Below are 24,575 nucleotides of genomic sequence, written 5' to 3' on the forward strand. Positions count from 1 at the left end.
ACAGACACGCTTTTCGTCCGAGTTGACACCCCTCCCTGGGTGTGGCTCGCTCCGGTACGGCTTGTGACGGGACACGCCCCACCCGGAACGCAACCCACCTACGCAACCGGCGGCCGCCCAACGCACCAGGCGTGCCATCAACCCGCCCGCGGCGCTGGTGGGTCTTTGATCAGATTGGCGGGGTCTGGGGCGGAGCCCCAGAAAGCAGCCGGAACATACGCACGCACCGCAACCACCTACGGACACCCAACAGGAACCCGCCAACGCACCAGGGGGACGACCCACCCCAACCGACGCGCCCCCCAACCAGCACCACCCCAACCAGCCGTACGCTGAACCAAACCCCACGTGGCAGCGAGAGAGGACCAGCGGTGCAACCCGGTCAGTTCGACATGCAGGCCCTGCTCCAGCAGGCCCAGAACATGCAGCAGCAGATGGCAACCGCCCAGGAAGAGCTGGCCAACACCGAGGTGACCGGCAACGCGAGCAACCTGGTGACCGCCACGGTCACCGGCGGCGGCGAGCTGGTCAGCCTGACCATCGACCCGAAGATCGTCGACCCGGAGGACGTCGAAACCCTCCAGGACCTGGTCATCGCCGCGATCAAGGACGCCAACCAGAAGGCACAGCAGCTGGTGGAGCAGAAGCTCGGCCCGCTGGCCCAGGGCGGCCTCGGCGGATTGCTCGGGTAACTGGCGATGTACGAGGGCCCGGTACAGGACCTGATCGACGAGCTGGGCAGACTCCCAGGCGTCGGTCCGAAGAGCGCCCAACGCATCGCCTTCCACCTCCTGGCAACGGAACCGGCGGACATCGAGCGGCTCCAGCAGGCACTCCAGAAGGTGAAGGAAGGCGTCGTCTTCTGCGATGTCTGCGGCAACGTGAGCGCCGAAACCACGTGCCGCATCTGCCGCGACCCCAAGCGCGACCTGAGCCTGGTCTGCGTGGTCGAGGAGCCGAAGGACGTCCAGGCGATCGAGCGCACCAGGGAGTTCAAGGGTCGCTACCACGTCCTGGGCGGCGCGCTCGACCCGTTGAGCGGTGTCGGCCCGGATCAGCTGCGCATCCGCCAGCTGCTCAACCGGATCGGCACGGCCACCAACGGTGTGGACATCTCCGAGGTCATCATCGCCACGGACCCCAACACCGAGGGCGAGGCCACGGCCACCTATCTGGTCCGGATGCTCAGGGACTTCCCCGGGCTCACCGTGACGCGGCTGGCCAGCGGTCTGCCGATGGGCGGCGACCTCGAGTTCGCGGACGAGCTCACCCTGGGGCGTGCGCTATCTGGTCGCCGGAGCATGTGACCAACGCTCCACCGCGACTGGGCAACACCCGCCTGGTCGCGGTGGACGGCCCGTCCGGTGCGGGCAAGTCGACGTTCGCGCGGAGGCTCGCCGAGGAGCTCGACGCGACCCGCGTGCTCACGGACCACTTCGCCACCTGGGACGACCCTGCCATCGGGTGGTGGCCGCAGGTCGAAGCGATCTTCGAAGAAGTGGCAAGAGGCCGGACTGCGCACTACCGCAAAACCGACTGGTCCCAAGGGTTTCCGCGGCCGAACCAAGGTGCGCTGGTCGAGGTTCGTCCGGAAAGGACGATCATCTTCGAAGGGATGTCGTCGGCCAGGAAAGCCAATGCGCACCGCCTGAGCCTCGCCGTCTTCGTCGACCACGGAGACGAGGAACAACGCCTCGAACGTGCGGTGGCACGAGACGGCGAGAAGTACCGCGAGCACTTCATCCGCTGGCAGCAGTACGAAAGAGGCTGGTTCGCGGTCGACGAGACCAGAGCCAGGGCCGACTACGTCATCACCTCGAGCTGAGCGCGGACGACACCGGCTTCCGGCGTCCCGATCGCGCTGAACACCTCGAGCGATGTCTCCCAGTGCTTGCGGGCCGCGTCCAGGTCGCCCAGTGCGGCGGACGCGTCGCCGGCCAGCTGCAGAGCCCGGCCGAACACCCACCGGTGTCCCGAGTCCGAGCCGACCGACGCGGCCCGCAGTGCGCAGTCCAGCGCACCCGAGGCGTCAGCGGTGTCGAGGTGGATGCGCCCGAGCACGAGCAGCACCTCCATCTCCGCCAGCCGGAACTGGGACCGCCCGGCTTCGACGAGCGCCGAGGTCGCCATCGTCAGCGCCTCGTCGTACCGGCCCACTCCGCGGTACGCCGACGCCAGGCCGCGGCGGGCCAGGCAGATGCCCCACGAGTAGCCGGTCTCGACGGCGATCGCGAGCGCCGACGAGAACTGCTCGATCGCGTCCTCGTGCCGGCCAGCGCCCTCCAGGGCACGGCCGAGCAGGTTCATCGCGTCGCAGACGCTCTTGACGTTCTCCAGGTCCTGCGCGATCTGCATGGCGGCGGAGGCCTCGACGGCCGCCTCGTCGTAGCGGCCGCGCATGATCAGCGTGATCGCCATGCCCTCGTGCATGGTGTGGCCGAAATTCCGGGCGGCCGCGCGTTCGTACAGCTCGCTCGCGCGCGCGAAATAAGAGGCGCCGAGGTCTGGTTCGCCGCGCCACGCGTCGACCTCGCCCAGCGCGCGCATGGAGTTCGCCTGGGTGATCCACGAGTCGAGGCGGGTGCCGACCTCCAGCGCCTCCTCGAACGTCGCCGCGGCGCGGTCCAGCTGGCCCAGCTGCATGTAGACGCCGCCGAGGTTGAACAGCGCGTTGGCCTGCACCTGGAGGGCGCCGATCCGGCGGGTGATCACCAGTGCGCGTTCGAGGTGGTCGGCCGCGTGTTCGAGCTCGCCGAGGTCGATGTAGACGCTGCCCGCGTTGGACAGCACGGCGGCCTCGGCCTCCGGCAGGTCGATGTGCTCCTGCAGCGCGATGGCCTGCTGGTAGTAGCCGAGGGCGTTGCGGTGCTGGCCCGTCACCCAGTACAGCGTGCCCAGCGACGACAGCATCGCGAGCTGGCCGAGCTCGTCCCGCGGTGCGCGCGCTCCCAGCAAGCCGGCCTTCGCCGTCTCGCGCCACTCCGCGGTCAGGCCCTGCGTGTAGAAGTAGCCGCGCAACGCGTCCGCCAGCTGCCACGGCGAATTTTCGGGGTCGCGCTCCACGGCGTGCGCCACCAGGGCGACCAGGTTGGCGCGCTCGACGTCCAGCCACGTCAGCGCCTCGGTGGACGTGCTGAACGTCCGCGGCAGCACGCCGTCCAACGGGGCGGGGCGCGGGAAGCGGAACAGCGTCGACTTCATGGCGGACGTCGCGTTGTCGACCGAGCGGACGGCCCAGTCGACCAGGCGCCGCAACGCCAGCCGCGAGTCCGCGCGGCCCTCCTCGAACGCCAGGCGCTCGGCCGCGTAGTCGCGCAGCAGGTCGTGGAACTGGTAGCGGGACGGCGCGTGGTTCGCGATCAGGTTCGCGGTGGCGAGCCGGTCCAGTCGCCGGCGAGCGTCCTGAGTGGTCAGTCCGCTCAACGCGGCCGCCATCTCCGGCGTGAAGTCGGTGCCGGGAACCAGCGACAGCAGCCGGAACATCTGCGCGAGCTCCGGCTTCAGCGCCGTGTAGGACAGGTCGAACGCCGCGTGCACCGCGACCCGTTCGTCGCCCTCGACCGCCAGCGCCGCGAGCCGGTTGCCCGCTCGCAGCTCCTCCACGTAGTCCGCAATGGACAGTTCCGGTCGCGACACGAGGTTCGCCGCGGCGATACGCAAAGCCAATGGCAGATGTGCGCACAACGCCGCCAGCTCCAGCGCCGCCTCCTCCTGGGAGGCCACCTCGTCCGCGCCCAGGATCCCCGCGAGCAGAGCCTTGGTCTCGTCCCAGTCGAGCACGTCCAGCCGCACGTTCGACGCGGCGTGGGACACGGCCAGACCGCGCAACGTGTCGCGCGACGTCACCAGCACCGCGCACCCCGGCGACCCAGGCAGCAGCGGCCGGATCTGCTCGGCCGAGGACGCGTTGTCCAGCAGCAACAGCACCCGCTGACCGGTGAGCGTCGACCGGAACATCGCCTCCTGCTCGTCCTGGTCGAGCGGCACCTGGTCCGGCTCGGTCCCCAGCGCGCGCAGGAACCGCGGCAGCACGTCCACCGCGCTGAGCGGCGGACCGGGGGCGTATCCGCGCAGGTTGACGTACAGCTGGCCGTCCGGGAAGTCCGCCCGCATCCGGTGCGCCGCGTGCACGGCGAGCGCCGTCTTGCCCACACCGGGCGGGCCTGCCAGCGTGACCACCGGCACGCCCTGCGCGGTCCGCAGCAACGCGATGATCAGCGACACGGCCTCGTCGCGGCCGACGAAGTCCGGGATGTCCGCGGGCAGCTGCGACGGCACGACCCGCTCGGGCTTCGCGGCGACGACCGGCGCACCGGTGGAGGCGGCGGCGACCGCGTTGATCGACCCCGTCAGCACCTGGCTGTGCACGCGGCGCAGCTCGTCACCGGGGTCGATGCCCAGCTCGTCGCCCAGCAACCGCGAAACGCGCTGGTAGGCGGCCAACGCCTCGCTCTGCCGGCCGGAGCGGTACAGCGCCACCATCAGCTGCGCCCAGAAGCGTTCCCGCAACGGGTGATCGCTGGTCAGCCGGGAGAGCTCGGCCACCAGCTCGCCGTGGCGGCCCAGTTCGAGATCGACCTCGACCCGCCGTTCCAGCACGTGCAGGCGGCGTTCGTTGAGCCGCGGCACCTCGTCGCGGTGCAGGATCTCCGACGGCACGTCGACCAGCGCCGGACCGCGCCAGAGCCCGAGAGCCGCGGCGAACGCGGCAGAGGCGGCCTGCAGGTTGCCGGCGGCGCGCTCCTGCTCGCCCTGTTCGATCAACGGCTCGAAGCGCATCAGGTCGATGGTCTTCTCGTCGACGTCGATCAGGTACCCGTCCGGCACGGTCCTGATCGGCACCGACGGCCCGAGCAGCTGTCTCAGCCGCATCACGTAGGTCTGGAGGGTGGCTCTGGCACGGGCGGGCGGATCGTCGCCCCACACGTTGCCCGCCAGCTCGTCCACGGACACCGATGTGCCCGCACGCAGCAACAACGACACCAGCAGCGCCCGCTGACGACCTGCGCGAACCAGCAGCGGCTCGGAGTCGATGAGCACCTGGAGAGGGCCGAGCACGCGGAACTCGACCTGCCTGCTCATGCGACCTCCTCCGCGTGTCGTTGTTGTTTCTACAGCCTAGGAGAGCGTTCGACGCATCTGCGGTGCTCACGTTGGGTCAGCGGACATGCGCCGGACGTATCAGAATGCCTGGTCTAGTGGCCGGATCGTGACCTGAGTTAACACGGGAGGGGTATGAACAACGGTTATGGTCGGCGACCACACCGTGAGATGTGCGGATTGTCCAAGGGGTGTTTGATGGTCCACTCAGTAACGGCTCGCCGCCGTTGGGTTGCCGCGATCGGCTTCCTCAGCGTCAGCGCGCTGGCCCTGTCCGGTTGCGCGCAATCCCAGCGCGACTCTGGTGGTGGCGGTAAGCAGGGCGGCACGCTGACCTTCGGTGCCGCCGGTGCACCGAAGCTCTTCGACCCGTTCTACGCGACGGACGGCGAGACCTTCCGGGTCTCCCGCCAGATGTACGAAGGTCTGGTCGGCTTCAAGCCCGGTACCGCCGAGGTCGAGCCCGCACTGGCGACCAAGTACGAGTCGAGCGCGGACGGCAAGACGTGGACGTTCACCCTCAAGGAGGGCGTGAAGTTCCACGACGGCACCGCCTTCAACGCCGAGGCCGTCTGCTTCAACTTCGAGCGCTGGTACAACCAGAAGGGCGCCGCGCAGAGCGACGCCGTCTCGCAGTACTGGCTGGACAACTTCGGCGGGTTCAAGGACACGCCGGACAAGCCCTCGCTGTACAAGTCCTGCACGGCCAAGGACGCCAAGACCGCGGTCATCGAGCTGAACGAGGCCACCTCGCAGTTCCCGTCGGTCCTCGGCTTCACGTCGTTCTCGATCTCCAGCCCCGAGGCGCTGAAGAAGTACGACGCGGACAACGTCCAGGCCGCCGGTGACGCGTTCACCTACCCGGCTTACGCGAACGAGCACCCGACCGGCACCGGCCCGTTCAAGTTCAGCAAGTACGACAAGGCCAACAACACCGTCGAGCTGGTCCGCAACGAGGACTACCACGGCACGAAGGCCAAGCTGGACAAGATCGTCTTCAAGATCATCCCGGACGAGACCGCCCGCAAGCAGGCGCTCAAGGCCGGCGACATCGACGGCTACGACCTGCCGAACGCGGCTGACTGGGCCGGCCTGAAGTCCGACGGTTTCAACGTGGCGATCCGCCCGGCGTTCAACGTGTTCTACCTGGGCATCAACCAGAAGAACAACCCGAAGCTCGCCGACCTCAAGGTCCGCCAGGCGATCATGTACGCGATCAACCGCGAGCAGCTGGTCAAGTCGCAGCTGCCCGAGGGCGCCAAGGTCGCGACGCAGTTCATGCCGGACACCGTGAACGGCTACAACAAGGACATCAAGGAGGTCAAGTACGACCTCGAGAAGGCGAAGTCCCTGTTGAAGGAAGCCGGCGCGGAGAACCTGAAGCTCAAGTTCTACTGGCCGTCCGAGGTCACCCGCCCGTACATGCCGTCCCCGAAGGACCTGTTCGGCGCGATCTCCGGCGACCTGCAGAAGGCCGGCATCACGTTCGACGTCGTCACCAAGCCGTGGAACGGTGGCTACCTGACCGACGTCGACAACAGCATCCCGGACCTGTTCCTCCTGGGCTGGACCGGTGACAACGGCACCGCGCACAACTGGGTCGGCACGTTCTTCGGCCGCACCGACAACCGCTTCAACACCGGTGTCTCGCCGTGGGGCGCCACGCTCAAGGAGGCGCTGGCCAAGGCCAACGCCGAGCCGGACGAGGCCAAGCGCACCAAGCAGTACGAGGAGATCAACAAGAAGATCATGGAGGAGTACCTCCCCGCGATCCCGATCTCGCACTCCCCGCCCGCTCTGGTGTTCAAGTCGGACGTCAAGGGTGTCGTCCCGAGCCCGTTGACCGACGAGAAGTTCGGTTCGGCCTCCAAGGGCTGAGCTGACCCGCTCCCACCACAAGAGAACAACGGGGTAGCTCAGTGCTCCGCTACACGATTCGACGGCTGGTTCAGCTGGTCGGCGTGGTGCTGGTGCTCTCGCTGCTGCTCTTCGCGTGGTTGCGTCTTCTCCCAGGAGGGCCGGTTTCGGCCCTCCTGGGAGAACGCGCTACGCCGGAGTCGCGCGAAGCCCTCACCAAACAGCTCGGCCTCGATCAGCCGATTTTCATTCAGTACTTCAAGTTCCTCGGTCGCGCGGCGACCGGCGACTTCGGCGTCTCCACCGGTGTCCAGCCCGGTGACTCGGCGCTCGACATCTTCCTGCAGCGGTTTCCCGCGACGGTCGAGCTCAGCTTCTTCGCGATCCTGATCGCGATCGCGGTCGGCGTCCCGCTCGGTTACCTCTCCGCGAAGCGCCGCGGCAGCTGGTTCGACAACCTCAGCGTCGTCGGCTCGCTCATCGGTGTCGCCGTTCCGGTGTTCTTCCTGGCCTACGTGCTCAAGGACGTGGCGTCGTCCGCGCTCGGACTGCCGTCCAGCGGTCGTCAGGACGCCATCGACGCGACGCGCGTGACCGGGTTCTTCACCCTCGACGGCGTGATCACCGGCGAGTGGGACGCGACGTTCAACGCGCTGGAACACCTGATCCTGCCGGCGATCGCGCTGGCCACGATCCCGTTCGCGGTGATCTTCCGGATCACCCGCGCCGCCGTGCTCGACGTGCTCGACGAGGACTTCGTGCGCACCGCCGAGTCCAAGGGCCTCACCGCGCCGGTGATCCGCCGCCGGCACGTGCTGCGCAACGCGATGCTGCCGGTCGTCACGACCATCGGTCTGCAGACGGGTGCGCTGCTCTCCGGCGCGGTGCTCACCGAGAAGGTGTTCTCGTTCGCCGGTGTCGGCGAAGCGCTCGCCATCGGGTTCGAACGCCGTGACTACCCGGTGCTGCTGTTGCTGATCATCATGGCGACCATCGTCTACGTCGTGGTCAACCTGCTGGTCGACCTCTCGTACGCGCTCATCGACCCGCGCATCAGGACGAGGTGAGCGCAGTGGTTCTCGGACTTTCTTCGAAGAAGGAAAAGATCGACGGGCTCGCCGAGAGTTCGGGCACGTCGCTCGCCGCGAGCGCGTGGAAGCGGCTGCGGCGCAGCCCCGTGTTCCTCACCGGCGCGGTGATCATCGGCATCTTCATCCTGATCTCGCTGCTCTCGCCGTGGCTCGCGCCGCACAACCCGGCCGACCCGATGCTGATCGACCAGGTCGTCAAGGCGCGCAACGAGATCCCGCCCGCCCAACCGGGCCACCCGCTCGGCGGCGACCTGCAGGGCCGCGACTTCCTGTCGCGTCTGCTCGTCGGTTCGCAGCAGACGCTGATCGTCGGCGTCGGCGCGACGTTGATCGGCCTGTCCGGCGGCCTGATCCTGGGCACGCTCGCGGGCGCGCTCGGCGGCTGGGTCGACTCGGTCGTCATGCGCATCGTCGACGTCATGCTCTCGCTGCCGTCGCTGCTGCTCGCGTTCTCGATCGCGGCGATGTTCGCGCGGCCGAGCCAGTTCACCGTGATCCTCGCGGTCGCGATCGTGCAGATCCCGGTGTTCGCCCGGCTGCTGCGCGGTTCGATGCTGGCGCAACGGCACAGCGACCACGTGCTGGCGGCGACGGCGCTGGGCGTGAAGAAGGGCGCGATCGTGTTCCGGCACATGCTGCCGAACTCGCTCGGCCCGGTGATCGTCCAGTCGACCTTGGTGCTCGCCACGGCGATCATCGAGGCGGCCGCGCTGTCGTTCCTCGGCCTCGGCAACCCGGACGACCGGATCCCGGAGTGGGGTCAGATGCTCGGCGACGTGCAGAAGGTGTTCGACACCCATCCGCATCTCGCCGCGTGGCCCGCGATCTGCATCATCATCGTCGCGCTCGGCTTCACGCTCATGGGCGAGACGCTGCGCGAAGCCCTCGACCCGAAGAACAGGCGGTGAGTCGTCGTGGCACTGCTCGAAGTTCGTGACCTCACCGTCGTGTTCCAGCGCAAGGGCGAGGAGCCGTTCCGCGCCGTCGACGGCGTCAGCTTCGACGTCGAGCCCGGCCAGACCGTCGGTCTGGTGGGTGAGTCGGGCTGCGGCAAGTCCGTGACCTCGTTGGCGATCATGGGTCTGCTGCCCAAGCGCGGCGCCAAGATCACCGGCACCGTGCGGTACGACGGCACGGACCTCCTGAAGCTCTCCGACAAGGAGATGCGCGACCGCCGTGGCCGCGACCTCGGCATGGTCTTCCAGGACCCGCTGTCGTCGCTCAACCCCGTCGTCCCGATCGGCCTGCAGGTCACCGAGGTGCTCGAACGGCACCGCGGCATGCCCCGCAAGGAAGCCATGATCGAGGCGAAGGACCTGCTCGACAAGGTCGGCATCCCGGACCCGAACCGGCGGCTCAAGGAGTACCCGCACCAGCTCTCCGGCGGCATGCGGCAGCGCGCTTTGATCGCCATCGCGCTGGCGTGCCGGCCGAAGCTGCTGATCGCGGACGAGCCGACGACGGCGCTGGACGTGACGATCCAGGCCCAGATCCTGTCGCTGATGAAGGAACTGGTGCAGGACCTCGGTACCGCGCTCGTGATGATCACCCACGACCTGGGTGTCGTCGCCGGCCTGTGCGACGAGGTCAACGTGCTGTACGGCGGCAAGGTGGTCGAGAAGGCCATGCGGCACAAGCTCTTCGCCGAGCCGCGCCACCCGTACACGCACGGCCTGCTGGCCTCGATCCCGCGCCTGGACGCGGCGCCCGGCGAGAAGCTCACGCCGATCAAGGGTTCCGTCGCCGACAACATCCCGTGGTCGCAGGGCTGCGCGTTCGCACCCCGGTGCCCGAACGCGCTCGACGTCTGCGTTCAGGTCACGCCCGCGGAAGAAGACCAGCTGGGTCGCCTGCTCCGCTGCCACAACCCGGTGGTGCCGGGAACTCCCGCCGCCGAGGAGGTGCCGGTATGAGCGAGACCCTGGTCTCGGTCCAGGACATGAAGGTGCACTTCCCGATCAAGCGGGGCGTGTTCTTCGACCGCACCGTCGGCCACGTCTACGCGGTGGACGGCGTCGATCTGGAGATCAAGCGCGGCGAGACGTACGGCCTGGTCGGCGAGTCGGGCTGCGGCAAGTCCACCCTCGGGCGGGCGATGCTGCGGCTCAACGAGCCCACCGGCGGCAAGATGATCTTCGACGGGCAGGACTTCTCCTCGTTGAAGGGTGAAGACCTGCGCAAGATGCGGCGCCGGATCCAGATGGTGTTCCAGGACCCGCTGTCCTCGCTCGACCCGCGCCAGTCCGTGGAGTCGATCCTGGTCGAGGGCCTGCGGGCGCACGACCTGGACAAGGGCAAGGAGGAGACCGGCAAGCGGTTGCGCGAGCTGCTCTCCGCCGTGGGTCTGCCGAGCACCGCGCTGCGCAAGTACCCGCACGAGTTCTCTGGCGGTCAGCGGCAGCGCATCGGCATCGCCCGTGCACTGGCGCTCAACCCGGACCTGATCGTCGCCGACGAGCCGGTGTCCGCGCTGGACGTGTCGGTGCAGGCCCAGGTCGTGAACCTGCTGGAGGAGCTGCAGGAGCAGTTCGGCCTGACGTACCTGGTGATCGCGCACGACCTCGCGGTCGTGAAGCACATCTCCGACCGCGTGGGCGTGATGTACCTCGGCGGGCTGGTCGAGGAGGCCACCTCCGAGGACCTCTACGCCGAGCCGCTGCACCCGTACACGCGGGCGCTGCTGTCCGCGATCCCGGTGCCGGACCCCGTCGTCGAGGACCGTCGCGAACGGATCCTGCTGGCCGGTGACCTCCCGTCGCCGGCGAACCCGCCGTCGGGCTGCCGGTTCCACACCCGGTGTCCGTGGCGGCAGCAGACCCGTTGCGACACCGAACGCCCGGCCCTGCGCGAACTCAAGCCGGGCCACAAGGTGGCATGCCACTGGGCGGAGCAGATCCAGTCCGGCGAGATCCAGCCGCACGAGGTGAAACCGATCCTGGTCGAGGAGGACGACGGCATCTCGCCCGACGTCCCCCTCGTGGGACCGGCGTCCGTCACCGAGGCGCTGAACCCGTAAGTCGATTCGGGGCCACCTTTCGAGGTGGCCCCGTTCGTTTCTCCAGGGCCGTGCGCTGTCCTCGGTGGATGGACAGTCGTGGGTCGATCCTGCTGAGGGCTGCGGAGATCGCGTCGATCGAAGGGCTCGAAGGGGTCACGATCGGGCGGCTCGCCGTCGAGCTCGGCATGAGCAAGAGCGGGGTGTTCTCGCACTTCGGTGCCAAGGAGGAGCTGCAGCTCGCCACGGTGCAGGCCGCCGCCGAGATCTTCTCGCGCGAGGTGGTCGTCGCCGGCGGGCCGCTGCTCGACCTGTGCGGGCGCTGGCTCGACTACTCGAAACGCCGGGTGTTCCCCGGCGGCTGCTTCTTCGTCGTGACGCGGTCCGAGTTCGCGGCCCGCCCCGGCCGCGTGCGCGACGCGTTGATGCTCTTCACCCTGCGCTGGGTCGCACTGCTGGAACGGCTCTGCGGAGACGCCCAGCTGGCGTTCGAGGTGGATGCCCTGCTGGTCGCCGCCGACCGCTTCGCCGTGCTCTACGACGACGCCTCGGCGTACGAGAGAGTGCGGCTCGCGTTGCGCGCACGGATCGCCATGCCGACCGGGATCGAGATGAGCGTCGCCACGCCGAACGACAGCAGCATCGCGAGCCAGGCCTCGTCGACGATCTGACCGCCGATGTACCCGACGGTGGCGGGGTAGACGCTCCACAACGCCGACCCCGCGGCGGCGACCGGCACGAAGCGCCTGGCCGGCCACTTCAGCGCACCCGCCAGCAGCGCTCCCACGATGCCGCCCGCCGGCAGGAACCGCGCCGCGATGAGGATGGTCTCGCCCTTGGACGCGAGCTGGTCGGCCGTCCACACGACCATGGCCCGCGCCTTGGCGTTCTTGTTGACCTTGTCGAGGGCCTTCATGCCCATGCGGCGGCCCGCGGTAAAGTTGATCATGTCGCTGGCCAGGCACCCGGCCGCGGCGACGAGCACCACCAGGTAGAGCGGAACCTCACCGGACGCGGCCAGGACGCCGGCGCCGATGAGCACGGCCTCCGTCGGTGCCAGCGGCACGACGGCGACCAGGAACAGCACGACGAGGCTGGCGGCTGTGGTGCTCATGATCGGTGAACGTACGTGACCCAGATGAACAATCCCGACCTGGGTGTTTCTTCAGGGCACCCACAGGAACGAACTCGATCTACGCTTGGTCGTGCCGTTCACGCTCGCGCACCCGGTCGCGGTGCTCCCGCTGCGCCGTTTCCTGTGGTTCCCAGGACTGGTGGCGGGCGCGATGGCACCGGACCTCGGCTACTACGTCCCGGTCCTGCCGACCCACGACGTCGTCGGCGGATCCCTTGCCGCAGTGGTGTTGTTGCTGGTCGGACGCCTGCTGCTGCCCTCGGTGATGGCGCTGTCGCCCGAGTTCGTGCGGACGAGGGTGCCGCGCCCAGGAGGCTTCCGTCAGCCGTTCATGCGCGCGTTGTCCATTGTGGTCGGAGTGTTCACACACCTGCTGTGGGACGCCTTCACGCAGACCGACGGGTGGTTCGTTCGGCGGTGGGACTGGCTGGACATCGCCGTCGTCGGTCCACATCGGCTCTACAACGTGATCGGGTACGTGTCATCTCTCGGCGGCGTCGCGCTGCTCGTCTGGATCGGTCTGGTTGCACCCAGGGGCAATGACTGGCCGTCACGCACCGGAATTTCCCGGTACCAGTTCCGGATCTTCATCGGCCTCGCGGCCGTCGTCGGCGCTGTGTGGTCGCTGTCCGATCCGGTCAGTCAGGTGAGCCTCTATGACTGGGTGCGAAGGCTGCTGCTTGGCGTGATCCAGGGCACATGCGCGGGACTGGCAGTTAACGCCGTTCTTTGGGGCATCGGTCAGTCACGAAATGACAAGCGCTGACCGATCACTTCGGGTGATCGGTTCTGTTTTGTCACGCGTTCAATCGGCACATCTGTCGTTGACCTGCGCGTTCGGGCGTCATTAACCTCCGAGGTCCAATAGGAAAGCTTGTTTACCAATCCTTCGAGCCGCTGCCCACGCCCAGGAGGACGAAGTGATCAGAAAGCGCACCAAGGCGGGTGTCGCGTTAGCCCTGTTTGCCCTGGTCATACCCCAGATCGCAGGCTCGGGCACGGCAAACGCGGCTGACACCCTGCTGTCCGCCAACAAGCCCACCAAGGTCTCGTCCGTCGAGGCCGCCACCTTCGGCGGTGCCAACGCCGTCGACGGTGATCCGACCACTCGGTGGGCCAGCCTCGAAGGTCACGACCCGGAGTGGATCGCCGTCGACCTCGGCGGCACCGCCACCATCTCCCGGATCAAGCTCAACTGGGAGGTCGCGTACGCGTCGGAGTACAAGATCCAGACGTCGAGCGACGGCTCCACGTGGAGCACCAAGAAGACGCTCTACAGCCAGAACGGCGGCATCGACGACATCGCCATCTCCACGAGCGGCCGGTGGGTGCGGATCTACGGCACCAAGCGCGGTACCCCGTACGGCTACTCGCTGTGGGAGATGGAGGTCTACGGCAGCATCAGCAACGGCGACACCACGCCGCCGACCGCGCCGAGCAACCTCACCAGCACCGGCACCACGTCGAGCTCGGTGAGTCTGCAGTGGACGGCCGCGACCGACAACGTCGGTGTGACCGGCTACGAGGTGCTCCGCAACGGCAGCGTGGTCGGCACGACCACCGGCACCACGTTCACCGACACCGGCCTGGCGTCGGGCACGGCGTTCACCTACACGGTCAGGGCACGCGACCTGGCCGGGAACCTCTCGCCGGCGAGCAACGCGGTGCAGGTGACCACCCAGCCGGCCGGTCCCGGCGACACCATCACGGTCGTCGTCGCCGGTGACATCGCGTCGCTCACGAACTCCGAGCACTACGAGACCGCGAGGCTGATCGACCAGATCAAGCCGAACCACATCCTGACGGTCGGCGACAACCAGTACGACAACGGCAAGCTCTCGGAGTTCCTGGCCCACTACGACAAGTCGTGGGGCAAGTACAAGAGCATCACGCACCCCGCGACCGGCAACCACGAGTGGTACGACAACCTCAACGGCTACAAGGCGTACTTCGGGGCGCAGGCCTTCCCCGCGGGCAAGCCCTACTACAGCTGGGAAGCAGGCCAGTTCCACTTCGTCTCGGTCGACTCCGACCCGATGGACAACGACGGTTCGGACTCCACGCAGCTCAGCTGGCTCAAGACCGACCTGACCAACAACACCAAGCCCTGCGTCGTCGGCTACATGCACCACCCGCGGTTCACCTCGGGCAAGTACGGCGACAACGCGAAGATGGCGCCGTACTGGAACGCGTTCGTGGACGCCAAGGCAGACCTCATGCTCGGTGGCCACAACCACCACTACGAGCGGCTCGCTCCGTTGAACAAGAGCGGTGTGGTCGACCAGACCAACGGCGTGAGGTCGGCGGTCGTCGGCATCGGCGGTGACTACCTCTACAAGGAGCGCACCGACCGCGTGGCGGGCGTCGAGAAGTACTTCTCCGACAGCCACGGCGTCATGAAGCTCACCCTGTCCGGCACCTCCTACTCGTGGGAGGTCATCGACACGGCCGGCACGGTGCGCGACAAGGCCGGTCCCTACAGCTGCAAGTGACCGGTTCTGGCTGTTGATCGGAGGCCGTCGTGTACATCGCAACCGCTAGACAAGCTCCCGCCGCGGGTGGCACCGGCAGGATCGCGGGGAACGTGCTCGCCCTGGGCGCGGTATCACTGCTCACGGACGTCTCCTCCGAGATGGTGACCGCGATCCTGCCGCTGTACCTGGTGCTGGGGCTGGGGTTCTCCCCGCTGCAGTTCGGTGTGCTCGACGGCATCTACACCGGTGTGACGGCACTGGTTCGAATCGTCGGCGGTCATGCGGCTGACCGCTGGCAACGGCGCAAGCTCGTGGCCGGACTGGGTTACGGAATCTCGGCGGTGGGCAAGCTCGGCCTGCTCGCCGCCGGGACCTCCGCCACCGCGATGGGGCTCGTGCTGGCGGGGGACAGGACGGGCAAGGGTTTGCGCACCGCGCCGAGGGACGCGCTCATCACCTTGAGCAGCGAGCCTTCGGCACTCGGACGCGCCTTCGGTGTTCATCGCGCCATGGACACCGTCGGCGCGTTCCTCGGCCCACTGGTGGCGTTCTGTCTCTTGTGGACGCTGCCGGCTCGCTACGACGTGGTGTTCGTGGTGAGCTTCTGCTTCGCCGCGGTCGGTGTTCTCGTTCTGGTGCTCTTCGTGCGGGATCACCGCGACGTGCTGCCACGTGTCGCGGTGTCGCTGCGAAGCGCTTTCGGTCTGCTGCGGTCCAGGCCGTTCCGGCGGGTCTGCCTGGTCGCGTGCGGGCTCGGGTTCCTGACGCTGGGCGACGGGTTCGTCTACCTGTTGCTGCAGAAGAAGCTCGAGGTCGACGTCGCCTACATCGCGTTGCTGCCCCTCGGCACGGCGGGCGTGTACCTGCTCGCCGCCGTGCCGATGGGTGCGCTGGCCGACCGGGCCGGGCGGTGGCGGATGTTTCTCGCCGGCCACCTCGCGTTGCTCGGTGCCTACCTGCTGCTGATCGGTGGTTCCGGAATCGCTTTGCTGGTGGGGGTTCTGCTGTTGCACGGCCTGTTCTACGCGTGCACCGACGGCGTGCTGATGGCCGTCGCCGGTCCGCTGGTCCCGGACGAGCTGCGCACGTCCGGTCTGGCCCTGCTCCAGACCGGCCAGGTGCTCGCGCGGGCGAGTTCCTCTGTCCTGTTCGGTGCGTTGTGGACGTGGTTCGCTTGGTGAGGATCGTGCTCGTCATCGCCGCTGTGATCGTGCTGGGCGTGGGCGCCACCGCCTACGCCCTGCGTGCGCCGGACGAGGTTCCCGTCTCCGTCGCGGTCGAGCCGGGGCCGGTCGAGCTGACCGCGGGCCGGCTGCTGTTCGTGGACGACGCGAGCGGCAAGGTCGCGTCGGTCCCGATGTCGGACCCCGGTGGTCCCCGCCGGGTGAGTTCGTTGTCCTGCAAGCGGTTCTACACCGCGGCGAAGCAGGGACTGTGCCTCGCGGACCGGTCAGGCCCGTTCCCGGGATCCGTCTCGATCTTCGTCGACCAGTCGCTGACGGAGACGAACCGCATCGATGTCGCAGGCGTGCCGAACCGCGCGAAGCTGTCACCGGACGGGCGGATGGCGTCCTGGACGACGTTCGTCACCGGTGATTCATACGCGCAGACAGGCGGTTTCTCCACCCGCACGGGCATCTACGACCGCGAGACGCTCCTGTACCAGAGCAACCTGGAGACCACGCGGATCGTCGGCATGAAACGGGCCGAGGACATGAACTTCTGGGGCGTGACGTTCACCGAGGACGACCGCTCCTACTACGCGACGATGTCCACGGGCGGCAAGACCTACCTGATCAACGGCGACGCGGTCGACATCGCCGCGAAGACGGTGCGGGAGAACGCCGAATGCCCGTCGCTGTCCCCGGACGGCAAGCGCGTGGCGTTCAAGAAGCGCGTGCCCGGCGACGGCGCCCGGCCGTGGCGCGAGCACGTGCTGGACCTGACCACGATGGTGGAAACGCCCCTGGCCGAGACGCGGGGGATCGACGACCAGGTGGTGTGGCTCGACAACGACACCATCGCCTACGGCCTGCCGGGCGAGGGCATCTGGGCCGTGCAGGCGAACGGGGAGGGCGCGCCGCGGCAGCTGGTGCCGCACGCGTCCTCCCCGTCGCTCGTCAGCGGTTAGCCCTGTTGACGGCGCTGACGATCGCGCGGAACGAGGCGGCGACCGTGGAGCTGTCGATGCCGACACCCCACAGCACGCGGTCGCCCACCGCGCACTCGAGGTAGGCGGCCGCGCGGGCGTCGTCACCGGCGGACAGCGCGTGCTCGGCGTAGTCCAGCACCCGCACGTCGTAGCCCACCGACGCGAGCGCGTCGACGAACGCGGCGATCGGACCGTTGCCGGACCCCGTGATCTCCTGCTGCTCGCCGTCGATCAGCAGCGTCGCGGTGATCTCCTCGTGGCCGCTGCCGTCCGACGACGCGCGGTGCTTCAGCAGGTACAGCGGCACCTTGCCGTGGAGGTACTCCTCCGCGAACGCGTCCCACATCTCCTTCGGGTTGATCTCGCCGCCCTGCGTGTCGGTGACCTCCTGGATCACCTTCGAGAACTCGATCTGCAGGCGCCGCGGCAGGTCCAGGTGGTGCTCCTGCTTCATCAGGTACGCCACGCCGCCCTTGCCGGACTGCGAGTTGACCCGGATGACGGCCTCGTAGTTGCGGCCGACGTCCTTCGGGTCGATCGGCAGGTACGGGACCTCCCACGGGAAGTCGTCGACGTGCTGACCGGCGTCCTTGGCGTCGGCCTCCAGCGCCTCGAAGCCCTTCTTGATCGCGTCCTGGTGGGAGCCGGAGAACGCGGTGAAGACCAGGTCGCCGCCGTACGGGTGCCGTTCGGGAACGGGCAGCTGGTTGCAGTACTCGACGGTGCGGCGGATCTCGTCGATGTCGGAGAAGTCCAGCTGCGGGTCGATGCCCTGGCTGAACATGTTCATGGCCAGCGTGACCAGGCAGACGTTGCCGGTGCGCTCACCGTTGCCGAACAGGCACCCCTCGATGCGGTCGGCCCCGGCCAGATAGCCCAGCTCGGCGGCCGCGACACCGGTGCCGCGGTCGTTGTGCGGGTGCAGGCTGAGGATGATCGACTCGCGGTGGGCCAGGTTCCTGCTCATCCACTCGATCGAGTCGGCGTAGACGTTCGGCGTGGCCATCTCGACGGTCGCCGGCAGGTTGATGATCAGCGGCTTCTCCGGGGTCGGCTGGATGACCTCGGTGACCGCGTTGCAGACCTCGAGCGCGTAGGTCAGCTCGGTGCCGGTGTACGACTCTGGGCTGTACTCGTAGCGGAAGTCGGTCTCCGGGTACTGCTTCTCCTGCTCCTTGGCGAACTTCGCGGCCTCGACGGCGATCTTCTTGATGCCGGCCTTGTCGGAGCGGAAGACGACCCTGCGCTGGAGGATCGACGTCGAGTTGTAGAAGTGGACGATCGCCTTGTTCGCGCCGCGCAGGGACTCGAAGGTCCTCGCGATCAGCTCTTCCCGGCACTGGGTCAGCACCTGGATGGTCACGTCGTCCGGGATCGCGCCGTCCTCGATGATCTCCCGGACGAAGTCGAAGTCCGTTTGGCTCGCTGCCGGGAAGCCGACCTCGATCTCCTTGAAGCCCATCCGGACCAGGAGGTCGAACATCTTGCGCTTGCGGGCCGGGGACATCGGGTCGATCAGGGCCTGGTTGCCGTCACGCAGGTCTACTGCGCACCAGAGCGGGGCCTTTTCCACGCGTTTGGTCGGCCAGGTGCGGTCCGGTACGTCGATCACCTCTACCAGCTCGTGGAACGGGCGGTAGCGGTGGAACGGCATGCTGCTGCCTCGCTGGGGGTTCCAGGAAGGCTGGGACTGCGGGGCCGGGCGCGCCGGCTGGCGGATTCGGCTGCTACCGGAGGTGTAGGCGTCCGCTGAGGTGTAGGCGTCTGACGAGGACATTTCTTGCTCCTGCGGGTCGTGTTGGAACGACCGGCGGCAACGCTGAATCCCGCGACGGGGGGCCGGTCTGATCAGACCCCGTCACGGCAGCGAAGCAGGAGGGAACGCCACACGCTGGACAGAGTAGCCACAGGGTGGGGCTGGATGGAACTCAGGGACCGGATCGTGGGATTTGCGGTTACGGTCCGTGGTGGGGGCGCGCCGGTTCCGTAGGTCGTCCCCCTGGTGCGTTGGCGGGTTCCTGTTTCGAGTCCGTACGTGGTTGGGGTGCGTGCGTGTGTTCCGGCTGCTTTCTGGGGCTCCGCCCCAGACCCCGCCAATCTGATCAAAGACCCACCAGCGCCGCGCGCAGGCTGATGGCACGCCGGTTGCGTTGGGCGGCTTGCGGTTGCGTAGGTGGTTGCGTTCCGGGTGGGGTGGGTGCCGTCACGAGCCGCGCGTGAGCGAGCCACGCCCTCCCCGGGCGCGGCAGACGATCAGGCACGACTCGTGACGGGACCCACCCCACCAGCCCGGCATGCCAGGGACTGCTCGGCTTCGCCATCGCTCGGGCTCGCCTGCGGCTTCGCTCGCGTTGGGGGGCGGAAGCAGGCGTGTTGGCAAGTTTTGCCAGGCGTGAATCCGGGAAAAGCTCATGTATGTCCAGATTACGTACGACCAGTGGCCGCGGCACGGCTTCACGCGTGATCAGCGGCATCGGTGTGGTCTTCGCCCTGATCGAGATCCTCTACATCCTGATGATCGTGCTCGGCGCGAACCAGGCGAACGCGTTCTTCAAGTTCATCCAGTCGCTCGCCGAGCCGCTCGCCCTGTTCTTCCCCGGTCTGTTCAACACCGGCAACTACAACGTCGACGTCCTGCTCAACTACGGTCTCGCCGCCGTGTTCTGGCTGGTCGTGACCGGCATTCTTGCGCGTGCGGTGTCTCGCTACTGAGTAGTAGATTCCCGGCCCATGCGAACGCGCGTGGTCGGGATCGCCGCCGGAATCGTCAGCTGGGTGGGCCTCGCGCTGGCGGTCGTGCTCGTCGTTCACGTCGTGCTGACCGTCGGCGGGGCCAACCCGGACAACCCCATCACCAGTACGGTCAAGGCGGTGGCGGAGCCCTTGGCGCTCGCGTTCAGGGACTTGTTCACGCCTGCTGACGCGAAGTTGCGGGTGTTGGTCAACTTCGGGCTGGCGGCGTTGTTCTGGCTGGTCGTTCGAGCGATCGTCCTGAGGCTTGTGAGGCGGCTCGACTAGGTTCGGGCGCATGGCGCGCGACGACTTCTGCAACAGCTGCGGCACTCGGTACGCCGACACGTCCGGATACCCGCGCACGTGCCCTGGGTGTGCGCACATGGTGTGGGCGAACCCCGTTCCGGTGGTGGTGTTGCTCGTGCCGGTCAAGGACGGTGCGCGCACCGGGCTGCTCACCGTGCGGCGGGCGATTCCGCCGGTGGGGGAGCTGGCGTTCGTCAGCGGGTTCATGGATCACGGGGAGTCTTGGCAGCAGAGTGCGGCGCGGGAGCTTCAAGAGGAAGCGAACGTGTTCGTCGACCCCGATGAGCTGCGGCCTCTGCACTTCGTTTCGACGCCGGACGGGGGAACGGTGTTGCTGTTCGCCACCGCGCCTGCGATCAACGCCGAGGACATGCCGCCGTTCGTGCCCAACGAGGAGGCGTCCGAGCGCAAGGTCATCTTCGAGTGCGAGCCGTTGGCGTTTCCGCTGCACAACGAGGTTGCCACCAAGTACTTCTCAACCGAACAGTGACTGGCCCCAGGTGCCCGTGAAGGCCGTTTCGGAGAGCGGGTGGCGGAGGCGTTCTCGCTGTTCGCGCGCTTGGAGGTCCTCGGGGAGGTCTTCCAGGCGGCCTGGGCGGCCGATGGCCATCGCGACGAGCGGGCGGACGTCGTCGGGCATCTTGAACGTCTCGTGGGCGGCTGTCTTGTCGAAGCCGCCCATCATGTGTGCGATCAGGCCCAGGTCGACGGCCTGAAGGGCGATGTTCTCCATGGCCAGGCCCAGGCCGAACTCGGTGTTGGGCAGGTCGCCGCGTGCGTCGGCGGTGATCACGCAGCCGATGAGCAGGACCGAGGCGCGGAACGCCCAGGTCTTGTTGCCCAGGCGGAGGGTTTCGAGGATCGCCGCGAAGGTTGGAGTGCCGCGCTTTCCCACGACGAACCGCGCCGGCTGGCTGTTGCCGTGGGACGGGGCCCAGCGGGCCGCCTCCAGCAGGGTGCGGAGTTCGTCGTCGGAAACCGTTGCCTCAGCGGAGAAAGCGCGTGGGCTCCAGCGCTTCGAGATCAGCTCGTTCATCAGATCGCATACTGCCAAACGGCCAGGGAGTAGGCACCGAACCAGGCGCTGAACAAGATCGCCACGCCCAGCACGGTGAGGACGGTGGACAGCCGGCGGCGGGCCAGCACGAGGGCCAGGGGGATCAGGAGCGTGAACGCCGGCAGGAGGAGGCGGGCCTTGGAGTTCATCAGGCCGTTGGAGCCGATGTCCATGACCAGGACGCCGATGCCGTAGACGACCAGCGGCCACTCCAGGCGGCGCTGGATCGCGTAGAAGACCAGCACGATGGCGAGGATCAGGAGCCAGACGGTGCCGGTCTCCAGTTCGGAGCGCGGGTTGCCGAGGTGTTCGAAGGCGAACTTCAGCGTGGCAGCGCCGCCGTCGAACTTCGAGTTCCAGCCGCGTTGCTGCACGCCGAACCAGCCCGCGAGATCGCCGGTGCGGAGCGCGACCCAGCCGAGGTAGCCGAGCAGGCCCAGCGGGGCGACCAGGCCGCCCACCCACGCGCGCCAGTCGCGGCGGTCCGCGATCACGGCGACCAGGGTCGCGAGGCCGACAGCCGCGATCAGCGCGCCTGCGGTGGGGCGGACCAGCCCCGCCGCCGAGCAGCACACGCCCGCGAGGATCCAGCGCTTGCGCACCACGCCGACCAGGGCCCAGACGGCGAACGCGCAGAACGTCGCCTCCGAGTAGGTCATCGACAGCACGACGGCCATCGGGGAGGCGGCGAAGAGCGTGACCAGGATCAGGCCCGCCCCCGTCGAGCCGCCGCGCACCGTGCGTCCGAGCACGAACAGGCCGTAGGCGCAGAACAGGCCGCTGATCGTGCTGACCGCGAACGCGGCGCCCTCCACACTCACGCCAGGCAGGCCGTCGACCCACCTGATCAGCGCGGGGTAGCCGGGGAAGAACGCGAGCGGCGTCTCGGCGGTGCGCCTGCCCGCCGCGTCGGCCAACCGGGCGGGAACGTCGTTGTAGCCGCCGGCGGCGATGCCGAGGAACCACTCGCCGTCCCACGACTTCAGCTCGCCGGCCGCGGTGTTGGTGGTGCCGTGGAGCTGGTTCTGGTACTCGACGACCAGCTGCAGCACGTACAGACCCACCTGGCGGACGAACAGGTAGATGAGCGCCGGGACCGACCACAGCGCGGCGGGGTGTCTGAGCGCCTCGGCCAACCGTGAGCGCGCACTGCTCTGATGCACGGCTGCTGGGGCCTCCACGTCAAAGGCGGTCGACGACACCCGGACAGAGTAGTCACGCGCGTCACGGCTCCCCAGTCTCACCAGGTGGTCCGGGTAGGCTGCCTACGACGTGGGGTTTTAGTCGCGCGAAGGAGGTCAGGTCGGTGGCGCTCGTCGTCCAGAAGTACGGCGGTTCATCGGTGGAGAGTGCCGAGCGGATCAAACGCGTGGCCGAGCGCATCGTCGCGACCAAGAAGGCGGGGAACGACGTCGTGGTCGTCGTGTCCGCCATGGGTGACACGACCGACGAGCTGCTCGACCTCGCCCGCCAGGTGTCCCCGGTGCCGCCCGCGCGTGAGCTCGACATGCTGCTCACCTCCGGTGAGCGGATCTCGATGTCCCTGCTCGCCATGGCGATCCACTCGCTCGGTGCGGAGGCCCGTTCCTACACGGGTTCGCAGGCGGGCGTGATCACGACCTCGGTGCACGGCAAGGCCCGCATCATCGACGTGACACCCAGCCGGATCCAGGACGCCACCTCCGAGGGGGCCATCGCGATCGTTGCGGGCTTCCAGGGCGTGTCGCAGGACTCGAAGGAGATCACCACGCTCGGCCGTGGCGGCAGCGACACCACCGCGGTGGCGCTCGCGGCGGCGACCAAGGCCGACGTGTGCGAGATCTACACCGACGTGGACGGCGTCTACACCGCCGACCCGCGCATCGTGCCGAACGCGAAGAAGCTCGACACGATCACGTACGAGGAAATGCTCGAGATGGCCGCCTGTGGCGCCAAGGTGCTGATGCTCCGCTGCGTGGAGTACGCCCGGCGCTACAACGTCCCCGTGCACGTCCGCTCTTCGTTCAGCAACAAGACCGGAACCATCGTGTCCGGTTCAGTGGAGGACCTTCCCGTGGAACAGGCGATGATCACCGGCGTCGCGCACGACCGGTCCGAGGCCAAAATCACCGTGACCGCCGTCCCCGACCACCCCGGCATCGCGGCCAAGATCTTCCGCGTCGTGGCGCAGGCGGAGCTCGACATCGACATGGTCGTGCAGAACGTCTCGCAGGCCGCGTCCGGCCGCACGGACATCACGTTCACGCTGGCCAAGGTCGACGGTCCGCGCGCGGTGGCCGCGCTGGAGAAGGCCCGCGGTGAGATCGGGTTCGACCAGGTCCTCTACGACGAGCACGTCGGCAAGGTGTCGCTGATCGGCGCGGGCATGCGTTCGCACCCCGGTGTCACGGCGACGTTCTGCGAGGCGCTGGCCTCGGCCGGCGTCAACATCGACATCATCTCCACCTCGGAGATCCGCATCTCGGTCATCTGCCGCGACACCCAGCTCGACGACGCCGTCCGTGCCCTGCACGACGCGTTCGAGCTCGGTGGCGAGGAAGAGGCCGTCGTTTACGCAGGGACTGGACGATGACCGCCCCCGTTCTCGCGCTGGTTGGCGCGACCGGTGCCGTGGGCACCGTGATGATCGACATCATCAACACCCGCTCCTCCGTGCCGTGGGGCGAGATCAGGCTGATCGCGTCCGCGCGATCGGCGGGCAAGAAGATCAACGTCCGCGGTCAGGACGTCACGGTCATCGCCCTGTCGCCGGAGGCGTTCGACGGCGTCGACATCGCGATGTTCGACGTGCCGGACGAGGTCTCGGCGCAGTGGGCCCCGATCGCCGCCGAGCGCGGCGCGATCGCGATCGACAACTCCGGCGCGTTCCGGATGGACGCGGACGTGCCGCTGGTCGTGCCCGAGGTCAACGCGGACCAGATCGACAACCGCCCGCGCGGCATCATCTCGAACCCGAACTGCACGACGCTGTCGATGATGGCGTCGCTCGGTGCCCTGCACCGCGAGTTCGAGCTGAAGGAACTGGTCGTGGCCTCCTACCAGGCCGCGTCCGGCGCGGGTCAGTCCGGCATCGACCGGCTGTACGCCGAGATCGCCGCGCTGGCCGGCAGGGAGGCGGGGGTGGTCGCGGGTGACGTGGCCGAGGCGCTCGCCGCCGCCGGTCTGTCGGCAGAGGACTCCCCGTTCCCGGCTCCGCTGGCGCTGAACGTGGTGCCGTGGGCCGGTTCGCTGAAGGACGACGGCTGGTCGTCCGAGGAGCTCAAGGTCCGCAACGAGGCCCGCAAGATCCTCGGCATCCCTGACCTGAAGGTGTCCGCGACCTGCGTCCGCGTCCCGGTGGTCACGACCCACTCGCTGTCCGTCCACGCGACGTTCGCGCGCGAGGTCACGGTCGAGGCCGCGCACAAGATCTTCGAGGCCCAGCCGACCATCGTCCTGGTCGACGACCCGGCCGCGAAGAAGTTCCCGACGCCCGCCGACGTGGTCGGTGGCGACCCGACGTACGTGGGCCGCGTGCGTCAGGCGCTGGACTTCCCGAACACGCTGGACTTCTTCGTGTGCGGTGACAACCTGCGCAAGGGTGCCGCGCTGAACACCTACGAGATCGCGGAAGAGCTCGCGAAGCGCCTCTGATCCGTCCTCTCGTCGCCGCCCGGCCCGGTATGGTCGGGCGGC

21 protein-coding genes and 2 pseudogenes are annotated in these 24,575 nt (G+C 68.1%); 18 read left to right on the plus strand and 5 right to left on the minus strand.

The window, feature by feature from the left end:
• The first annotated feature begins 392 nt into the window (after positions 1-392).
• From IEZ09_RS23315 to IEZ09_RS23325, 3 genes are read left to right on the plus strand one after another with little or no spacing between them, the layout of a single operon-like run.
• A complete protein-coding gene (locus IEZ09_RS23315) occupies positions 393-692 on the plus strand; it encodes a YbaB/EbfC family nucleoid-associated protein (protein WP_189255987.1) in 300 nt (99 codons plus the stop codon).
• Between the two features lie 6 nt (positions 693-698).
• Complete coding sequence (gene recR, locus IEZ09_RS23320; RefSeq protein ID WP_189255871.1) at positions 699-1,307, plus strand: recombination mediator RecR; 609 nt, start codon at positions 699-701, stop codon at positions 1,305-1,307.
• Positions 1,304-1,825, plus strand: coding sequence for a uridine kinase family protein (locus tag IEZ09_RS23325; RefSeq protein ID WP_229812869.1), 522 nt, complete (start codon positions 1,304-1,306; stop codon positions 1,823-1,825). The genes recR and IEZ09_RS23325 overlap by 4 nt, the downstream gene beginning before the upstream one ends.
• Here the strand turns inward: IEZ09_RS23325 and IEZ09_RS23330 are convergent.
• Entirely contained in the window at positions 1,804-5,082 is a 3,279-nt protein-coding gene (locus IEZ09_RS23330) for an AfsR/SARP family transcriptional regulator (protein WP_189255872.1), read from the minus strand. The two genes, IEZ09_RS23325 and IEZ09_RS23330, sit on opposite strands and share 22 nt — an antisense overlap.
• A gap of 216 nt (positions 5,083-5,298) precedes the next feature.
• Between IEZ09_RS23330 and IEZ09_RS23335 the strand changes: the two genes are divergently transcribed.
• From IEZ09_RS23335 to IEZ09_RS23360, 6 genes are all read left to right on the plus strand, one after another.
• Complete coding sequence (locus IEZ09_RS23335; RefSeq protein WP_189255873.1) at positions 5,299-6,978, plus strand: ABC transporter substrate-binding protein; 1,680 nt, start codon at positions 5,299-5,301, stop codon at positions 6,976-6,978.
• Positions 6,979-7,019: 41 nt separating this feature from the next.
• Positions 7,020-8,024 (plus strand): ABC transporter permease, encoded by a 1,005-nt coding sequence (locus IEZ09_RS23340; protein ID WP_189255874.1) that lies wholly within the window; start codon positions 7,020-7,022, stop codon positions 8,022-8,024.
• A gap of 5 nt (positions 8,025-8,029) precedes the next feature.
• Positions 8,030-8,956: an ABC transporter permease gene (locus IEZ09_RS23345; RefSeq protein ID WP_189255875.1), complete on the plus strand. Its 927-nt coding sequence runs from the start codon at positions 8,030-8,032 to the stop codon at positions 8,954-8,956.
• Between the two features lie 6 nt (positions 8,957-8,962).
• A complete protein-coding gene (locus IEZ09_RS23350; protein WP_189255876.1) occupies positions 8,963-9,961 on the plus strand; it encodes an ABC transporter ATP-binding protein in 999 nt (332 codons plus the stop codon).
• Positions 9,958-11,064 (plus strand): ABC transporter ATP-binding protein, encoded by a 1,107-nt coding sequence (locus tag IEZ09_RS23355; protein WP_189255877.1) that lies wholly within the window; start codon positions 9,958-9,960, stop codon positions 11,062-11,064. The genes IEZ09_RS23350 and IEZ09_RS23355 overlap by 4 nt, the downstream gene beginning before the upstream one ends.
• A 68-nt stretch (positions 11,065-11,132) precedes the next feature.
• Positions 11,133-11,714 (plus strand): TetR/AcrR family transcriptional regulator, encoded by a 582-nt coding sequence (locus IEZ09_RS23360; protein WP_189255878.1) that lies wholly within the window; start codon positions 11,133-11,135, stop codon positions 11,712-11,714.
• 20 nt (positions 11,715-11,734) lie between these two features.
• On the opposite strand, the pseudogene IEZ09_RS23365 reads toward IEZ09_RS23360, so the two are convergent.
• A pseudogene (locus IEZ09_RS23365) lies at positions 11,735-12,157 on the minus strand (DedA family protein); the annotation flags it as partial.
• 91 nt (positions 12,158-12,248) lie between these two features.
• Here IEZ09_RS23365 and IEZ09_RS23370 point away from each other — a divergent pair.
• The 4 genes and pseudogenes from IEZ09_RS23370 to IEZ09_RS23385 all read left to right on the plus strand — a co-directional run bounded on the left by IEZ09_RS23370 (position 12,249) and on the right by IEZ09_RS23385 (position 16,783).
• Positions 12,249-12,944, plus strand: a complete 696-nt coding sequence (locus IEZ09_RS23370) for a DUF4184 family protein (protein WP_189255879.1) — start codon at positions 12,249-12,251, stop codon at positions 12,942-12,944.
• A 154-nt stretch (positions 12,945-13,098) separates the two neighbouring features.
• Positions 13,099-14,670 carry a discoidin domain-containing protein gene (locus tag IEZ09_RS23375; protein WP_308202422.1) on the plus strand — a complete coding sequence of 524 codons (1,572 nt, stop codon included), beginning with the start codon at positions 13,099-13,101 and terminating at the stop codon, positions 14,668-14,670.
• 29 nt (positions 14,671-14,699) lie between these two features.
• Positions 14,700-15,818, plus strand: a pseudogene (locus IEZ09_RS23380) (MFS transporter); the annotation flags it as partial.
• Positions 15,819-15,829: 11 nt separating this feature from the next.
• Positions 15,830-16,783, plus strand: a complete 954-nt coding sequence (locus IEZ09_RS23385) for a hypothetical protein (RefSeq protein WP_229812884.1) — start codon at positions 15,830-15,832, stop codon at positions 16,781-16,783.
• Here the strand turns inward: IEZ09_RS23385 and leuA are convergent.
• Positions 16,773-18,581, minus strand: a complete 1,809-nt coding sequence (leuA, locus tag IEZ09_RS23390) for a 2-isopropylmalate synthase (RefSeq protein ID WP_189255882.1) — start codon at positions 18,579-18,581, stop codon at positions 16,773-16,775. The two genes, IEZ09_RS23385 and leuA, sit on opposite strands and share 11 nt — an antisense overlap.
• A gap of 638 nt (positions 18,582-19,219) precedes the next feature.
• Between leuA and IEZ09_RS23395 the strand changes: the two genes are divergently transcribed.
• From IEZ09_RS23395 to IEZ09_RS23405, 3 genes are read left to right on the plus strand one after another with little or no spacing between them, the layout of a single operon-like run.
• Positions 19,220-19,516, plus strand: a complete 297-nt coding sequence (locus IEZ09_RS23395) for a hypothetical protein (RefSeq protein ID WP_189255883.1) — start codon at positions 19,220-19,222, stop codon at positions 19,514-19,516.
• 18 nt (positions 19,517-19,534) lie between these two features.
• Entirely contained in the window at positions 19,535-19,822 is a 288-nt protein-coding gene (locus tag IEZ09_RS23400) for a YggT family protein (RefSeq protein WP_189255884.1), read from the plus strand.
• A 10-nt stretch (positions 19,823-19,832) separates the two neighbouring features.
• The gene (locus tag IEZ09_RS23405; protein ID WP_189255885.1) at positions 19,833-20,333 is read left to right on the plus strand and encodes an NUDIX domain-containing protein; all 501 of its coding nucleotides are present in this window, start codon (positions 19,833-19,835) and stop codon (positions 20,331-20,333) included.
• On the opposite strand, the gene IEZ09_RS23410 is transcribed toward IEZ09_RS23405, so the two are convergent.
• Together IEZ09_RS23410 and IEZ09_RS23415 are read right to left on the minus strand one after the other, a co-directional pair.
• On the minus strand, positions 20,319-20,879 hold the full coding sequence (locus IEZ09_RS23410; RefSeq protein ID WP_189255886.1) for a nitroreductase family protein: 561 nt from the start codon (positions 20,877-20,879) through the stop codon (positions 20,319-20,321). The genes IEZ09_RS23405 and IEZ09_RS23410 overlap by 15 nt on opposite strands.
• Positions 20,879-22,063 carry a hypothetical protein gene (locus tag IEZ09_RS23415; protein ID WP_229812870.1) on the minus strand — a complete coding sequence of 395 codons (1,185 nt, stop codon included), beginning with the start codon at positions 22,061-22,063 and terminating at the stop codon, positions 20,879-20,881. Before IEZ09_RS23415 ends, IEZ09_RS23410 begins: the two co-directional genes overlap by 1 nt.
• Before the next feature lie 143 nt (positions 22,064-22,206).
• Between IEZ09_RS23415 and IEZ09_RS23420 the strand changes: the two genes are divergently transcribed.
• Positions 22,207-23,472: an aspartate kinase gene (locus tag IEZ09_RS23420; RefSeq protein WP_189255887.1), complete on the plus strand. Its 1,266-nt coding sequence runs from the start codon at positions 22,207-22,209 to the stop codon at positions 23,470-23,472.
• Positions 23,469-24,533: an aspartate-semialdehyde dehydrogenase gene (locus tag IEZ09_RS23425; protein ID WP_189255888.1), complete on the plus strand. Its 1,065-nt coding sequence runs from the start codon at positions 23,469-23,471 to the stop codon at positions 24,531-24,533. The genes IEZ09_RS23420 and IEZ09_RS23425 overlap by 4 nt, the downstream gene beginning before the upstream one ends.
• The last annotated feature ends 42 nt before the right edge of the window (positions 24,534-24,575 follow it).

It is taken from the genome of Lentzea flava (assembly GCF_014648475.1).
In the GTDB taxonomy this organism is placed as follows: Bacteria; Actinomycetota; Actinomycetes; order Mycobacteriales; family Pseudonocardiaceae; genus Lentzea; species Lentzea flava.